This is a genomic window from Thermogemmatispora tikiterensis, from assembly GCF_003268475.1.
GTDB lineage: Bacteria > Chloroflexota > Ktedonobacteria > Ktedonobacterales > Ktedonobacteraceae > Thermogemmatispora > Thermogemmatispora tikiterensis.
Window position 1 is genome coordinate 121939 of the sequence record NZ_MCIF01000002.1, and the last position, 14963, is coordinate 136901.

General features: G+C 59.8%; 15 protein-coding genes. 10 read left to right on the forward strand and 5 right to left on the reverse strand.

All coding sequences use genetic code 11. The annotated features are described in order from the left end of the window. Positions 1 to 299: 299 nt before the first annotated feature. Entirely contained in the window at positions 300 to 416 is a 117-nt protein-coding gene (locus A4R35_RS24515) for a tetratricopeptide repeat protein (protein WP_223258124.1), read from the reverse strand. Positions 417 to 804: 388 nt separating this feature from the next. On the opposite strand from A4R35_RS24515, the gene A4R35_RS00475 reads away from it, so the two are divergent. The 4 genes from A4R35_RS00475 to A4R35_RS00490 all read left to right on the forward strand — a co-directional run bounded on the left by A4R35_RS00475 (position 805) and on the right by A4R35_RS00490 (position 4043). After that, on the forward strand, positions 805 to 1611 hold the full coding sequence (locus tag A4R35_RS00475; protein ID WP_399355921.1) for an MFS transporter: 807 nt from the start codon (positions 805 to 807) through the stop codon (positions 1609 to 1611). A gap of 143 nt (positions 1612 to 1754) precedes the next feature. Further along, positions 1755 to 2678, forward strand: coding sequence for an alpha/beta fold hydrolase (locus A4R35_RS00480; protein ID WP_189361169.1), 924 nt, complete (start codon positions 1755 to 1757; stop codon positions 2676 to 2678). Between the two features lie 265 nt (positions 2679 to 2943). Next, the gene (locus tag A4R35_RS00485) at positions 2944 to 3534 is read left to right on the forward strand and encodes a serine/threonine-protein kinase (RefSeq protein ID WP_223258125.1); all 591 of its coding nucleotides are present in this window, start codon (positions 2944 to 2946) and stop codon (positions 3532 to 3534) included. Positions 3535 to 3644: 110 nt separating this feature from the next. Next, positions 3645 to 4043 (forward strand): tetratricopeptide repeat protein, encoded by a 399-nt coding sequence (locus A4R35_RS00490; protein WP_189361172.1) that lies wholly within the window; start codon positions 3645 to 3647, stop codon positions 4041 to 4043. 167 nt (positions 4044 to 4210) lie between these two features. On the opposite strand, the gene A4R35_RS24065 is transcribed toward A4R35_RS00490, so the two are convergent. Then, complete coding sequence (locus A4R35_RS24065; protein WP_189361174.1) at positions 4211 to 4378, reverse strand: nucleotidyltransferase family protein; 168 nt, start codon at positions 4376 to 4378, stop codon at positions 4211 to 4213. Positions 4379 to 5386: 1008 nt separating this feature from the next. Between A4R35_RS24065 and A4R35_RS00495 the strand changes: the two genes are divergently transcribed. Continuing rightward, the gene (locus A4R35_RS00495) at positions 5387 to 6346 is read left to right on the forward strand and encodes a DUF6585 family protein (RefSeq protein ID WP_112425503.1); all 960 of its coding nucleotides are present in this window, start codon (positions 5387 to 5389) and stop codon (positions 6344 to 6346) included. A gap of 347 nt (positions 6347 to 6693) precedes the next feature. Here A4R35_RS00495 and A4R35_RS00500 read toward each other — a convergent pair whose 3' ends face one another. From A4R35_RS00500 to A4R35_RS00515, 3 genes are all read right to left on the reverse strand, one after another. Further along, positions 6694 to 7440, reverse strand: coding sequence for an ABC transporter permease (locus tag A4R35_RS00500; RefSeq protein ID WP_189361176.1), 747 nt, complete (start codon positions 7438 to 7440; stop codon positions 6694 to 6696). Between the two features lie 63 nt (positions 7441 to 7503). Then, positions 7504 to 8454: an ABC transporter ATP-binding protein gene (locus A4R35_RS00505; RefSeq protein WP_112425507.1), complete on the reverse strand. Its 951-nt coding sequence runs from the start codon at positions 8452 to 8454 to the stop codon at positions 7504 to 7506. Positions 8455 to 8772: 318 nt separating this feature from the next. Next, positions 8773 to 9432, reverse strand: coding sequence for a TetR/AcrR family transcriptional regulator (locus tag A4R35_RS00515; protein ID WP_112425511.1), 660 nt, complete (start codon positions 9430 to 9432; stop codon positions 8773 to 8775). A 648-nt stretch (positions 9433 to 10080) separates the two neighbouring features. Between A4R35_RS00515 and A4R35_RS00520 the strand changes: the two genes are divergently transcribed. The 5 genes from A4R35_RS00520 to A4R35_RS00540 all read left to right on the forward strand — a co-directional run bounded on the left by A4R35_RS00520 (position 10081) and on the right by A4R35_RS00540 (position 14652). Beyond that, positions 10081 to 10314: a hypothetical protein gene (locus A4R35_RS00520; RefSeq protein WP_112425513.1), complete on the forward strand. Its 234-nt coding sequence runs from the start codon at positions 10081 to 10083 to the stop codon at positions 10312 to 10314. A gap of 429 nt (positions 10315 to 10743) precedes the next feature. After that, a complete protein-coding gene (locus A4R35_RS00525; RefSeq protein WP_112425515.1) occupies positions 10744 to 11325 on the forward strand; it encodes a hypothetical protein in 582 nt (193 codons plus the stop codon). 594 nt (positions 11326 to 11919) lie between these two features. Beyond that, positions 11920 to 12780 carry an AraC family transcriptional regulator gene (locus A4R35_RS00530; protein ID WP_112425517.1) on the forward strand — a complete coding sequence of 287 codons (861 nt, stop codon included), beginning with the start codon at positions 11920 to 11922 and terminating at the stop codon, positions 12778 to 12780. Positions 12781 to 12843: 63 nt separating this feature from the next. Then, positions 12844 to 13785, forward strand: coding sequence for a DMT family transporter (locus A4R35_RS00535; RefSeq protein WP_112425519.1), 942 nt, complete (start codon positions 12844 to 12846; stop codon positions 13783 to 13785). 411 nt (positions 13786 to 14196) lie between these two features. Then, the gene (locus tag A4R35_RS00540) at positions 14197 to 14652 is read left to right on the forward strand and encodes a class I SAM-dependent methyltransferase (RefSeq protein ID WP_223258126.1); all 456 of its coding nucleotides are present in this window, start codon (positions 14197 to 14199) and stop codon (positions 14650 to 14652) included. The last annotated feature ends 311 nt before the right edge of the window (positions 14653 to 14963 follow it).

Consider the following 14963-nt stretch of genomic DNA (forward strand, 5'->3'; position numbering starts at 1 on the left):
GCGGCTTTACCTGGCACATCTAGCAGTGGCATATCGCTTTGGTCCCTCTCGTGCGAAAAGTTCATCCGGCTGGCTGCTGTCTATCGTAGCACCCCTTCCTCAAGAAGCACTCAGCAATTCCTCAGTGTATCCTCAACGCCGCCGGGATCTGATCTCCCTGAGGCAATCCTGATCTCTGGCTCTGGTGTCAGGCATTCCCGGCTACATGATCGCCAGCGATCTAGAACTTACGAAGCAGGAGTACGAGCTCTGACCTCGCTGGAATACTATACGACGCTGACGAGCACCCGGCGACGTTGCTATTCCGTGGTCTGCTGGACCTGGTTCAGCGCCAGGTTGATCGTCGGAGCAGTGGGATCGAGGCGCAGGGCCTCATTGAGGTCGGCGAGGACATGGGAGAGGTCACCTTGCTGCATGCAATGGGGAGCATGACATCAGCGCGTCCCCTCTTGCTCGTCTGTCGGAAGCCTGGCTGACAGTGGAACTATTCCGCCTCCTCATCCTGGCTGGCGAGCTCGTTCCACTCCCTGGCAACCTTCCTTTCCCTAGAGCAAGGGAGCCCGGCGATGGCAGCAGGTACAAACGGATTTGTCTCAGCAAGGAGAAGTCATGTGCGACCACCTCTTGCGGCGCCGCCCTGCTGGAATATGTGCACGTCCCAGGCCTGGCGCTGATCGCTGTCACCGATCATGATCGGTCAGACACCATCCCTCTGCTGTAGCGGCAGGCGGCAGCACAGCAGGTGGCCGTGTTGCCTGCCGTAGAGATCAGTGCCACGATCGCCTGGGCACCAAACGCTTCTACATGCTGACGCTCGCCATCTTTACCGCCGGCTCGGCTCTCTGCGGCCTGGCCTGGAGCCTGCCCATCCTCATCCTTTTTCGCGTTGCGCAGGGGATCGGAGGAGCTGCTCTTTTCCCACTGGCCATGACGCTCCTGTACCGCGAGTTCCCTCCCCACCAGAGAGGGCTGGCCAGTGGCCTGCTGGGCATTGCCACATTGCTGGCACCCGCCGTCGGCCCGACGCTTGGTGGTTACTTTGTCACCTACGTGGACTGGCGCTTGATCTTCTTTGTCAACGTTCCCATCGGCATCATTGGGCTTCTGCTGGCCGCTCTGTTCCTGCGCGAAGTGCGGGCAGAGACACGAACACCGTTTGACGTCCCGGGCTTCGTGCTGGCCTCCACCGGTCTGGCGGCTGTGCTCTACGCCCTCTCGGATGCCAGCATTGACGGCTGGGGATCAGGAAAAGTGCTCGGCTTTCTTCTCGGTGGGCTTTTTGCTCGGCTGCTTTTTGCTCGTCGAGCTGGACCGTTCAAGGCGCAACAAGCAGTCGTTGCTGGACCTGCATCTCTTCGCCAATGGGCCATTCCTGTCAAAGAATATCGTCAATGTCCTGATCACGTTCGCCTTCTTCGGAGGACTCTTCCTCTTTCCGGTCTACCTGCAAAATCTGCGTGGCCTGAATGCCTTCAATGCCGGTCTGCTCCTTTGTTTTTGCTGGCCGCCGGTGACAACCCGCTGACGGTGGGTAGCAGTCTGCCGCTCTATACTGCTGGAGGGACGCGGCCACCCGGATACAGCTTTCAGCTCAGCCATGTGCTGAGCTGACTCAGCCGGCCCCGGGCAGGTGTGGCGAGAGGTTGCAGGAGGCGCGACCTTTGAGCCGCGAGGCCGGAGCTCCACGCTGCTAAAGATGGTATAATGCCTGACAGCAAGTCAACAATAGGCAGGAACGCCTGCGGAGAGGTGTCGTGACTCGCTCACCAGTTCAGATCGATTGGACTTTCGACGGACTCTGGCCGTATCAACCGCGCTACTTTACCACGCCAGAGGGACGCTGTGCCTACATCGACGAGGGACCCAGGTCGACTCACGCGGTATTGCTGCTCCACGGTAACCCGACCTGGTCGTTTCTCTGGCGGCATGCCATTGCCGCCCTGATCAGCGCAGGGCAGCGGGTGATCGCCCCCGATCTGCTGGGATTCGGGCGCTCTGACAAGCCGAACAGGCTGGACGCCTATACGCTTGAGCGCCATGTCGCTCGTCTGCTGGCGCTCTGGCAGGCGCTGGGCGCTCAGCAGGTGTCGCTGGTCGTCCATGACTGGGGAGGGCCGCTTGGTCTGTGGTGGCTCTCAGCTTCGCATGTCTCGCTACGACGACTGGTGGTCTGCAACACCTTTAGCCCGGTACTCCCAGGCCGGCTGGGTCAGACCCCTGCGCTCAAGCTGGCTCGCTTTGTCAGTCGCTCCCGCTTCGTGGCGGACTACCTGTACCGGCGGCGCCATCTAATGCTGCGCGACTTCCTCTTTGGTGGCGGAACGGCCCATCATACGGCCCTGACCGCGCAGGTGCGCACCGCCTACCGGGCCCCTCATCTGCATGCCGAAGATCGGGCCGGCGTACTCGCCTTCCCGCTGCAAATACCACGCACGACCAGCGAGCCGATCGCTCAGCAGAGTGCAGACGTGGCCAGGGAACTGCGCGAGACACTGGATGCCGTCCCGTCCCTGCTGCTCTGGGGGATGAAGGATTACCTGTTTGATGCCACGACCCTGGACTCCTGGATCGAGTTCCTGCCGCGAGCCAGCGTGGTGCGGATCGCAAACGCCAGCCACTATGTGCAAGAAGATGCCCCGCAAAAGGTCGCATTCGTCATTGCCGAGGCGATTCTCTAGCGCCTCGGCCCAGCCACAGGGAGAACGCGCCGAGATCGCGGCTCCTGCAGATAAAGATCTTGATCAGATGTGCTACAAGCACAGCCGTCCTGACTGCTCAAGGAGCATGTGCTATGCTCGTATTCCTGACAAATGTCTGACTCTCTTATCCATGTCTTGCAGACTGTTTTAACCGCTCTGCACTATACTGCTTCCATTATGTCGATACCGCAGTCTGCGACTCGCTTACTCATTCAAACAATACGGCCTCTGTTGCTGGAAAGGAGTGCTGCCTGATGCTCCCAGATCTCTCCGGTCAGCCTCTCGATCGCTATCAGCTCGTCCATCTGCTCGGCGCCAGTCCTCTTCTGCCCCCGTGGCCCTCAAGCTCCTCACCTCCTGCCAGTTCTCCCCGGACGATCTGCAGGCCTTCCTCAACGAGGCCCGCACCCTGCTACGCCTGCGCCATGCTCACATCCTGCCCTTACTCGATCTCGGTTTTGAGCGCGAGCGTTCGCTTCCTTTCCTGGTGATGGCCTACGCCCCCGGCGGCTCCCTGTGCCACCACCTTCCCCGCGGCTCGCGTCTACTCTTGTCCACCGTCCTGCGCGCCGTCAGCCAGCTCGCCTCTGCGCTGCAGTACGCTCACGACGCTGGGGTCATCCACTGTGATCTCAAGCCCGACAATGTCTTGCTCGATGCGGTGGGCCGCCTCCTGCTCAGCGACTTCGGCATTGGGCTGCTGACCACCAGCTTCGCCACCGCCCTCACGCCCGACGCGGGAGCAGAAGGCAGCGCCGTCTACATGGCGCCAGAACAGTTTGTAGGGCAGCCGCAGCGTGCCAGCGATCAGTATGCGCTGGCCGTCATGGTCTAGGAATGGCTCTGTGGGGCTCCTCCCTTCCGCGGGACCTACCCCGAGCTGGCTGTCCAACATCAGCACACGCCGTCGCCGCCGCGCGAGCGCGCCCCGGAGGTGCCCCAGCGGTGGAAGCGGTCATCTTGCGCGCTCTGGCTAAGCAGCCTGCGGAGCGTTTTCCCTCCGTCGAGGCCTTTGCTGCCGCCCTCAAGCAGGCCGCCGCTCGCCTGCAGAGCCTTGACCTGTCACAGGCCATTTCTGCCTCTGATGCCGTCGCCTATCGCCACCATGGCGCTCTTTACGAGCAGCAGGGCGACGTCGAACAGGCCCCAGCCGACTTCAACGAGGCCCTGCGCCTCGATTCCGCCTATGCCGTTGCTTATGTCAGCCGCGCCGACCTCGGCGTCAAGCAAGGTAGCTTTGAGCGTGCCCTGGCTGACTATACTGAAGCCATCCGTCTCGATTCCAGCCTGGCCGTCGCCTATACCAACCGCGGTCTGGCCCAATTACTACCTGGGCAAGTTTGAGCAGGCCCTCGCCGACTAGAATGAGGCCCTGCGCCTCGATCCTACCAATCCGAGGCTCCAACAGGCGCTGAACGGGAAGACCAGCGGCTTCAACGTCGCCATGAAGGCCTCGGGATCGTGCACTGGCTGCATCTGGAGATCCGCTCCACCATTCGTAGACCGACCGCTCAGGCTGTCAGGTGAGGACGCAGAGCAGCTCGATATCCGAAGAAATGGCCATCATCACCGCGTGCCAGGGAGCCATAGAGGCCGATGGCCTTGACTTGCTCACCGTAGCGCGCCAGCAGGCGATCGCGCAGCTGCTCTACGATTAGCAGGCGCTGCTCATGGCTCAAAGGGTCTGATTCACCATCATCTGTTCACTCCTTGATTGCATTCATGGTCCTTCTGACCGCCGTTGCTCCCCTCAGGCTGCGTGCCGCGATCGCAGCGGCGCATCGCGGGCGGCAGCAGGGCCAGTCAGAGGCCAGATGAGAGAAAGGCTCATGCAGCTCCCCTTCACTCAATTAGAAGGAGGAGGAGACAACGCCACAGATCTCGCTGCCCCATCCAGGCGTCCAAGGAGCAGAGGGAACGGCGCACCTCTCTTGCCTCCCGCCTCGACTGTCAGCCAGAGATGTCGCAGGGATCTCGTCGGGCACCATCCGCCTGCTTTCTTTAAGAGACATCTCTTGACAGAAAAGTCAGGTGTAGCTATACTTATCATGCATACCTGTTTTTTCTTAGATGATGCTACACGCGGGGACAGGCTGGCGGTCGACCAGCCCCTGCCCCGGCTCAGGCTCAGGTGTTCTCCTGATGCCAGGCGCTCGTCTGGCTGGAGCACAGGCAAATGACCGACTCACCTCTGTCACCTCTGGTGAACGATTCCTCACGATTCTCCCTTTCCTTCCTGCTCCACTCCCTGGAGCCAGTGAGCGACCGGGATGATGACCTCTCCGTTTCCGAAACGTCTATCAGAGCGGCCACGCTGAGCCGCCCCAAGCACCCTACACCGACGTTCTGGATACAGGGAGGTAAGTATGCCACAGTATCTGAGGCACACGATTGCTTCGTCGAGCAAGGCGAGGAGCATCCCCTATTGCGGGCAGTGGCCGACCGGGTGGGCAGGGCGCGAGCTGAACCAGAGGATGCTCCGGAAACGAGGCCCCCTGTCCAGCTTCAGCCGGCACAGCGCGATCAGAGGTACTCAGGCGCCTCTCGTTGCCGTTTCCCCAGGAGGGGAAACGCTTCCACATTGGCCCGGCATAGCTAAAGACCAGTCCACCTTGCGGCGTCTCCAGGCCCGAGGCGGAAACGAGAACAGCCGCTGTTTGCCTTGCTGCATGTGGAGGTCGCGCATCATGTCTCAAGATGCTTCCGCTCTGGTAACGCGCTACCAGCTGGGCCCCATCCTCCGCGAGTATAGGACTCGCTCGTTCCCCCAGCTGGTCGGACGCGCCTGGTTTGGCACCCTCAGCTGCCTGATGCTGGGTGGACTCTCTCTCGGAGGAATGTTTGCGATCGTACTACTGGGTGTCTTCCTCGTGACCGGGGCCTGGGAGCGAGTCCGCGAGGAATGGCTGGGATGGCTCTACTTCGCGTTGATCCTGGGAGGAAGTGCCCTTCTGGGAATTGCTTTCCTGTTGCTCCCCCTCCTGATCTTGATGGCTCTAATCATCAAGGGAAGGATTCATTCGTGGCGAATCTATGTCTGCACTGAGGGACTGCTCGTCAAGAAAGGCCGAGTCAACGCCTTTCGTTGGGAGCAGATCGATGCGCTCTGGCAGAAGCCTGCAGAGCACGACCTCTTACGGCATGGCATCCTCGTCCTCTGGCAGCGACCGGATACCTGTGACGTGCACATCCGGGGAGCCGGTGGAAGACAGGTGGTCTTGGAGCCTCACCTGTGGAGCCATTTCGGGGAGCTCTTCGCGTTCCTGGATCGCCAGATCAGCGCCCGTCTCCTGCCTCGCGCGCTCAACGCACTCAACGCGGGCGAAACCCTGGATTTCGGCGACCTCCAGGTGAATCAGAACGGTGTGAGCCTCCTGAGGCCGGAGCTGGGCGGCAAGGCTTCAGCCACGGTGCCGTGGTCAGATATAGGCGATCTCAAGATCAAGATCAGGAGAGGCGGTCTTGGACTCCCTACTTTTGTGGATGATCCGCTGGCTCCCAGACCGACCGACCACTATTGCGTCGTGGTAGAAAAACGTGACCAGACGCGCATGCGCTGGGATGTGCCTACTGTGACCAATGTCAGTGTACTGCTGGCAATCAAGGAGATCCAGCTGGGGAAGCCGCCCGACCAGGCTGCTCCCTAGCCGCCAGCAGCATCAGTGCTCCTGCCAGCGGGACGATGCGATAGCGCCTGAGCTTGGAGACCAGCAGGCAATCGGCGATCGAGCCCACGGTCGCCTCCAACAAGAGCGAGATGAGTGAGGCAGCACTAGAGCTGAGGGAGGCCTGACCAGGCATAGCTTGGCTTGCATAAAGAGCAGGGCCGTGGCCATTAGCAGCTCTGCCACCTGAACAGAGGCCCAGGGGCAGGTCTCTCCTCCCCAGCTTAGTCCGAGCAAGAGGCAGATTGCCGCCGCGGCGGCAATGAGGAAGCCTGGCGGGTCGAGCAGCCTGAGCAGGCGTCGAGGACAGAAAGAGGCGTCAGGAGCGTTTATCCAAAAGAGTACCGCTCTTCACGACGATAGGCCCAGACTGCCAGACTCAAGAAGATCACGCTGTAAAGAACAAGCAGCCATACAGTATTGCCGATCGTGCCGATGTGCACACCGACCGCATTCCAGGCCAGAAGGGCCAGGAGATAGAATGGTGAGTAGGGGGCTATGTTTTGTAGGGCGGCGGGAAGCTGCGTTAGCGGGACAAACACCCCCGAGGCAAACGCCAGGATGAAAAATGATAGGTTGATAATGGGGGTCGCTCCCGCCGGGTTGACAAGATTGCCAATGGCAAAGCCGAGCAGGATAAAGGGCAACACACCCAGCAGCAGAGAAGCGATCAATGTGACCCACGAGATAGCACTGAGCTGCACACCACCTACCATCAGAGCAAAGCCACAGAGGACAAGTAAGATGATCAGAGCAGAGAGCAGAGCTGTCACCACTTTGGCCAGCAGGTAGATCGAAGCTGGCAAAGGAGTAGCTCGCATCAGGAGGTTCAAGCGCTGTCCTCGCTCATTGGCAATGCTCACCCCAAAGGAATAGAGCACCACATTGATGATACTATAGGTGGCAACAGAGGCAAGAGCATAGGCGTGCCGACTGATCCCGCCCTCCAGGCTGTTTGCTTTGCCCAATCCTCCCAGCAGGCTGTAGAGGACGAGCGGAAGCAGCAAGCCGGGTACCAGAAAACTGGGGGTGCGCCACAGGCGCAATCCCTCCGCCTGCACCTGCGGCCAGAGCATTGCCCTCCAAGGCGCAACGAGTCTGCGGGTAGAGGACCCTGGCGTTACTCTGGCGGGCATACTTCAACCTCCTTTCGCTTCAGATTCAGCACGAGTGAGCTGGAGAAAAGCCTCCTCCAGGCTGGCCTCAGTGATCGTGAGATTTGTGATTTCACCAGGCTGGGTGAGTAGAGCTCGCAGCACCGTTTCCAGCTGCGGCGTCAGCAAACTCACACGATGCCCCTGTATTTCAAGTTGGGAGACCGGGAGCTGGTCAAAGAAGCCGGCTGGCAGCGGCTCGTTCACCTCGAAAGCGATACGCCTGTTCGTAACCTGCGCTTTCAGGAGAGCTGGAGGGGCATCGGCACGCACCCGGCCATGATCAAGAAGAATGATACGGTCGGCCAGGGTATCGGCTTCTTCCAGGTAGTGAGTGGTCAGCACGATGGTCTTCCCCAGCTGACGAAAGGCGCGCAGCTGCTCCCAGAAATGGCGGCGGGCCTCTACATCCAGCCCAGTTGTGGGTTCATCTAGAAAAAAGACATCAGGATCACCGCAGATAGCCAGTGCGAAGTAGAGCCGCTGGCGCTGCCCGCCAGATAATGATCCCACGTGAGTCATGGCCTTCTTCTGTAGACCAGCCATTTCAAGCACCTGAGCCAGAGGCAAAGGATGGGGATAATAGCTGCGAAAAAGCGTAATGATTTCGCGCACCGTGAGGTTGAGTGGCACGCCAGATTCCTGCAACATGCACCCGCAGCGACTCCGTGCCCGGCGGTCGCGGGGATCAAGGCCAAACAAGCGCACCTGACCGTGAGAGGGGCGACGCAGGCCAAGCATCAGGCCGATGGCAGTGGTCTTTCCTGCACCGTTAGGCCCAAGTAGCGCCACAGCCTGGCCCTCAGGAATGGCAAAGCTGACGTGTTGCAACGCTTCCACCGTGCCGAAAGACCGTGAGACATCTTCCAGCTCAATAGCTGGCCTCTGGGAGACCTCTTCGACTGTTTGCGCTCTATGAGTGGCTGAAGTGAACATAGTGAGTACCTCTCAGGTGCCTCTTTGTAAGCTCAGGTTAGTCATTGCTCTCGCTCTCATTTCCTCGACTCCTCAGCCTGAAGAGAAGGCGCACGAAGATGAAGGCCAGAAGAGCGAGCAAGATGATCGTCAGTGGTTGAAGTGTGCCAGCATGCACAAGGCGATACACCAGGTAAGCCGCAAGGGCTACGATTATGCCCATTGAGAGCAGTGGAGGTAAGCGTAGGAGGCCTGTCATGCAGAGTGTACCTCTTAATTAGTTATTTAGCTAACTAATACTGGGCAAAAATATGCATCCATCTGGACTGCCACAGCCTTTCAGGTACTACTCCGGCCAGGTGTGTTTTGGCGAGGCAGCAGGCCATAGACGTAGAGCCCGACCAGCGCTTCGGCTAAGCCCTCCAGGCTGGACGACGGCGTATTACCGGGTCCACGCATGCTGACTGTCGCGATCAGGGTGCGCGTCAGAATATACGATACGAGCGCAGGATTGATAGTATTCATCTGCCTCTGCGCTATTTGCCTCTCCAGGTATTCACGAAATCGCTGTGCCAGGTGTCTGGCCAGGCCGCTAACGGCTCGCCGCTCCTCCTCATTGCTCAACTCCCCATCAGGGATGCGACTGCCGGCGACTTGATACATGACGCGGAGTAGATGGCTGGCAGGAGGGGTCGACAAAAGTCGCACAGTCTCTTTCAGTAGCTGAGTCAGGCCACTGGCCAAGTCAGCTTCATCTACCTGCGCAAAAATAGCATCAAGCTGAGCGATCACCTGGTCAGTATAATAGGCGGCAGTGGCAAAGTAGACATCGGCCTTACTGGCAAAGTAGAAGTAGATCAACCCCTGATTTACACCGGCGCGTTCGGCAATGGCCTTATTAGTCGCCGCCTCAAATCCTTGCTCGGCGAAAATCTCCAGGGCCGCCTCCAGGATCTTCTGACGCCGATCAATCCCCGGCATTGCTGGCTTGCGCGGCATGGCCCATCGCCTTCCTCACACTTTATTAGTTATCTGATTAAATAATAATTGCTGGCATGCACTTTGTCAAGGCCGGCTCAGTGAAAGATCACCTCTACGGGGTGAAGTTCCTTCCCAGACGGGTCCTCTGTGCGAGACTTTGCCTTTACGCACAGTCTGCCCTGTTCGAGGCGGCAGGGTTACAATTGTGAAGAGGGGCAAAGCCTGAGCAGTACTGGCGGTGATTGGTACACCTGCATTCCCGGCTACGGGTGCTAACCCCTTTTCTGGTCGACCTGTTGATGCCTTCAGGCATGTCTGACTCTTCCGGATCGAGAGCAGAGAGACAGAGAAAGGTGAGGTAATACGCATGCGACCTGTGCGACCGTTCTGGCTGGGCTTGGCCCTGGTTCTCTGTTGCCTTTTTCTAGGAGGCATCGCTGCTTCCACAGGCAAGCAGGCGACAGCAATGTCCGTTCAGACTCCGCTGGCCAGTAGCACACCATCTCGGAGGCCCCTCGGTCTTCCTGCTATCCACCCATTGCTTCCTCTGCCTGCCTCCAACCCGTCGGCGCCCCGGTTCACGATCGCTGATGTGCGAGCATACCTGGCAACCCATCTGTTCTTGGGGGCAAAGTCGTATCAGGGGCCACTGCAAGCATTGTGACTATGCAGTTTATGACCAGTGAGCAGGCGAGTGCCCTGATGCATGGTGCAGACACCGGGCTTCCTGCAACAGCTCCTGTGTGCTATGTCAAGCTGCGCGGACCCTTTACTCTGGAAGGGTTGCCCGTCCCACCGGGAGCCAGGCAAGTGCCCATCGTCCCCTATGAGGTGGAAATCTTCGATGGCCAGACTGGAAACTTGCTCAAGGTATGGACTCCTGCGACTCAGGGGAGCTGAGCATGGCAGGACTCTGGTGGCTCTCACGGAACTGACGGCAGGCAGAGTGCGTCAATATTTAGGCAAAGCATGACTTGTTTGACCTGCTCACCCCAGAGTATGCAAACAGGAGAGAGAGATGAGCACCAGCGGTCACAGCCAGGCGCTTGCTCCTGCAGGTTCCCTTCATAGCGAGCCAGTGCCTCTTGAGCAAGAGGAGCACAAGAGCAGCCATCTTCCTGCTGGTCAAAGGCTACAAAGACAGGCCTCTTTCCAGCCGCCGGATGCCTATAGCCCTGCTCTGCTCGCCCGAAAGCGAGCACGGACCAGCTATCTCGCTCTGGGGGTCGCTTTCTGCTGTCTCCTCCTGATCGGAAGTCTCATCATTGTGCTACGGGGTACCCCATCATCACGCGGAAAACAGCCCTCAATCCCACCGGCTCCAGCAGTATGGCAGGTGCAGCCCCCCTGCTCGTGCACAAGAGCGCCGGCGTCTTTGCCCTCAAAGAGATCGAGATCACCACCGGCAGGGAGTTTCGCTTCTATTATGCGTTCCAGGCAGCCCAGCAGGGAGCGCTCTCTGTCACTGCGGTCTCGTCGCTGCAGACGAAGCAGGGGCAATCATGGCTCCCACTTGCAACCACCGTGATGCCGTTGGGAACGATTGATGGCATCAGCGTCGGGCTGATTCGCGTGCAGTTCCTGGATCGGGGTGGGCAAACCATTACGCTGCGGGTGACCTCTTCGGCAGAAAGCGGTGTGCTGTGGCAGCTCACGCCACTCAGACAGCTGGTAGCCGAGCCTTATCCTGAGGGGGGAGGTTTCTACCGGCTGCCAGTCGATCAAGAGCTGTTTCCAGTGATCATCTGGTCTGGGCCATACTCGAAGCCCGGGGTACAGCCCATGGTTCCCCTCTTGAGGGACACCACGGGCGCGCACGCCATTTTCCTGGAAGTAGACTATACGGGCAAAGTGGCGGTGATCACCAGAGAGCAATGTCTGCGGATGGCGAACGCGCAGATCTGTCAGTAAAAGATGAAAGGCTGGGCCAGCACTGAGCTGCGATGGCCCTGGCAGGTCCGGAGTGGGCTTATATGCGGCGCATCGATCAGCGGAACGGGGGCCTGAGGGGAAGCTGCACCCAGGTCTGAGCAGGACTCGGAAGGGCCGACGGGCTCAAGCTGAGGGTGCGCCGCGATATTCCACTCTGCTCAACAAGAAGGGCGGAGGGCGTTTCCATGCACCCCGCTCATCTTTCATGAATGTATCACGCAGCGAAATGTCAATCAAGCATTCGGCAGCCCTGGATCACAGGTGTCCTTCCGCGCAGCCAGCGCGCTAGCTTCTGCGGCTGATGGTCGTCCAGGCCGTGCGTCTTTTGCAGCTTATGCTGTTGACTTCAAGGATCTCGGCTGCCGGGTCTTCACGCAGCGATCCTCGAATGGCTCTCCAGGTGGCACAAAGCCCTCTCTTCGCGCTGGGATCGTTCCCAAACAGGGCCTTCAGCAGCCTTTTTTGGGAGATGCTCGCCTCCGCTTGACGGAGGCTGCCTGAGATGCTATCGTAGAAGAGGTACCGTTGGAAGCCGAAGGAGAGCCCGCCTGGGCTTGAAACGGCAGCAGCGCAATGAACAAACCACGGGATGAGAGACAGCGCCTGAGAGAAACTGCCAGCTTCTGGAGAGACACCGATCTGGGTGATCTCGAGGTGCTGCACGCCAGCTATCTGACCCATGCTTTTGCCCCCCATCGCCACGCTTCGTTTGCGCTGAGCGTCATCGATCAGGGAGCAGGAGCCCTCTGGTACCGTGGCGCCACCCATCTTGCGCCCGCCGGCAGTCAGGTCTGGCTCAATCCCGATGAGATCCACACCGGTCAGGTCGCTGGAACGCAGGGGTGGGTCTACCGCGCCATCTATCCAGGCACGGAACTGGTCGCTGAGCTGGCTGCGACCATTGCCGGGCGTTCCTGGCGCGCCTATTTTTCGCCGACGCCCATTCTCTTTGACCAGACACTGGCAGACCTCCTGAGGCGCTTGCAGACAGCGCTGGCCGAGAACAGGCCCTTACTCGAGCGTGAGTCCTGGCTCCTGCACACCTATGCCTATTTGCTCACCCGCCACGCAGAGCGACCGCTGACGATCCCACCTCTCCGCACAGAACCGCGAGCCATCCGTGTGGCCAGAGAGTACCTGGAAGCGCACTTTCCCCAAAATATATCGCTGACGCACCTGGCCGGAGTGACCGGTCTCTCGCCGTTCCATCTGGCACGCACCTTCCATCAAGTGATGGGGTTGCCGCCCCATGCGTACCTGAATCAGCTTCGTCTGGAGCATGCCAAGCGGCTCTTACTGGCAGGGCATCCCATCGCCACAGTGGCTTACACCGTTGGCTTCGCCGATCAAAGCCACCTGACCAGACAGTTCAAACGTGTCTATGGCGTGACCCCGGGGCAGGTGTTGCCCCACCGCAAGAATAGACAAGACTGAGCCTCTTGCCCGTCGGTATGCTGTGTCATAGCATCTGCTCTCCTACTACAGACAGGAGGTCCTATGACACAGAAAGGCTGGTTCCTCTTTCTGGCAATGGCCCTCTTCTGGGGGATTCCCTACTTCTTTATCAAGCTAGCGGTGAGGGAACTTGATCCCCTGGTGGTCGTCTTTGCCCGTGTGGCCATTGCGACCGCAGTGCTGTTGCCAGTAGCAGCCCACCAACACATCTTGAGAGCGGTGGGCAAGAGATGGTACCTTCTTCCTCTCCTTTCCTTGATCCAGATCGTCGGACCATTTCTCTTCGTCAGTTATGGGGAGCAGCACCTTGCATCCTCACTGACGAGCTTACTGATCGCGGCTGAACCGCTGCTGGTCGTCCTGCTCGCGCTCCGCTTCGAGCGGAGCGAAAGGGTCAGCTGGCTGCGCCTGGTTGGATTACTCACAGGCATGGGAGGTGTCGTCCTGCTAGTGGGTTTAGATATGGGGGGCGATGGGCAATCGCTGCTGGGAGCCGGGCTGGTACTGCTGGCGACCACAGGCTATGCTGCTGGGGCCTTACTCGTCAAACAACCCGTCATCACTTCGCTTCCTCGCCTGAGTGTAGTCACCAGCGAATGCACTCTTGCGACCCTCGTACTGGCCCCGTTCGCGATCATACGCTGGCCTGGCAGGCTTCCCAGCCTCGAGGTGATCGCCAGCCTGCTGGTGCTGGGACTGGTCTGTACGGCGCTGGCCTGGTTAACATTTTTCGCTCTCGTGGCCGAAGTGGGGGCCAGCCGTGGCACCGTTTTCACCTATGCCAACCCTGCCGTTTCCGTGCTCCTGGGCGTCGCATTCTTGCATGAGGCGCTCACCGTGGCCACGATAGCCGGTTTCCTGCTCATTCTGATCGGCTCCTGGCTCTCGACGACGGGCACCGTGCCGCTGGGAAAGCGTTTCCTTCGGAGCGACCGCCGCGCTCCTCAAGCGGGTGCCGACACTCTGCGACAGGAGCGTTCTTGATCTGGCAGCTCCCTGGTTCGGTGGTGATCTCCCTCGATCTCCCTCCTCGCGCCTGGCCGCAGCCTGCCATCAGCTGTTCGGGCACACTGCCACTTTCCAGGCCAGGCCGGTCTCTGATGCACCGGAGGAAGCAGGCTGTATCAGCTGATACTAGCCTGAAGCAGCGTGTACAATGGGTATCCCGGCCCTATCGTCTGACAACGCCCCGACGCGGGGCACTCTCCCAGATCAGAAAGGAAGCGAGGAGATGGCGGATCCTGAGAACACCTATGTGATCGACTCTGGGAATGTGGCCGAATTGGCGCGCCTGGTGCAACAGGACCGGCTGCTCACCGGGGGCATGGGCGGTCTCTTCCCCGAGTTTCCCGACAGGCCGCCCATGCCGAAGGGCGCGCGCGTGCTTGATCTGGCTTGTGCGGTCCAGGTGGCTGGGCGATGGAGGTGGCTTTCCACTTTCCCAGGGTCGAGATCGTCGGCATTGACATCAGCCAGCAGGTCATCGAATACGCGCACGCGCAAGCCCGGTCGCGCGCCCTCGAGAACGTCCACTTCCAGCTGATGAACGTGATGGAGCCGCTGGCCTTTCCCGATGCCTCTTTTGCGCCGATCAACGGACGAGGCTTGAGCGGTTGCATGCTACCGGCGACTTGGCCCAGGTTTCTTCAGGAGTGCTTCCGCCTGCTCATCCCCGGCGGCGTCATCCGCCTGACAGAGCACAACGCCGCTTTCTTTCCGGCGGACGAAAATGGCTATCCCAATCGGGGGCCTGGCTGTCAGGGACCGCATGGGTATGCGAGCAATAGAGCGCAACTTGTTCAAGGGGCGTCTGCATGGCTGCAGCACCAGCTACCTGCAGCCGCCCGCTGATCTCTCTTGCCAGGCCAGCGTTGTCAGTAGCCGGCAGCGCCACCGGCCCGGAAGGCCCGCGCCGATCAGCGAGCATCAGAGCCTTGAGCCGGAAGGGATCGTGAATGTCTTGCCCAGGCGAGGAACGATGGCAGCTGACAAAGACCATCGGACCCGGTATTGCACCACGTTCGCAGAAGCAGCCGGCTGGGCAGCGCAGTCAGCCAGGAAAAGGGTGATCATGAGCAGCACACTAAGCGGCGGTTTGGCTGCCGCTTTCTTTCAGCGCCTGCGGATATTTCGAGCGAAGAACTCCAGCATTTGAGACCGCT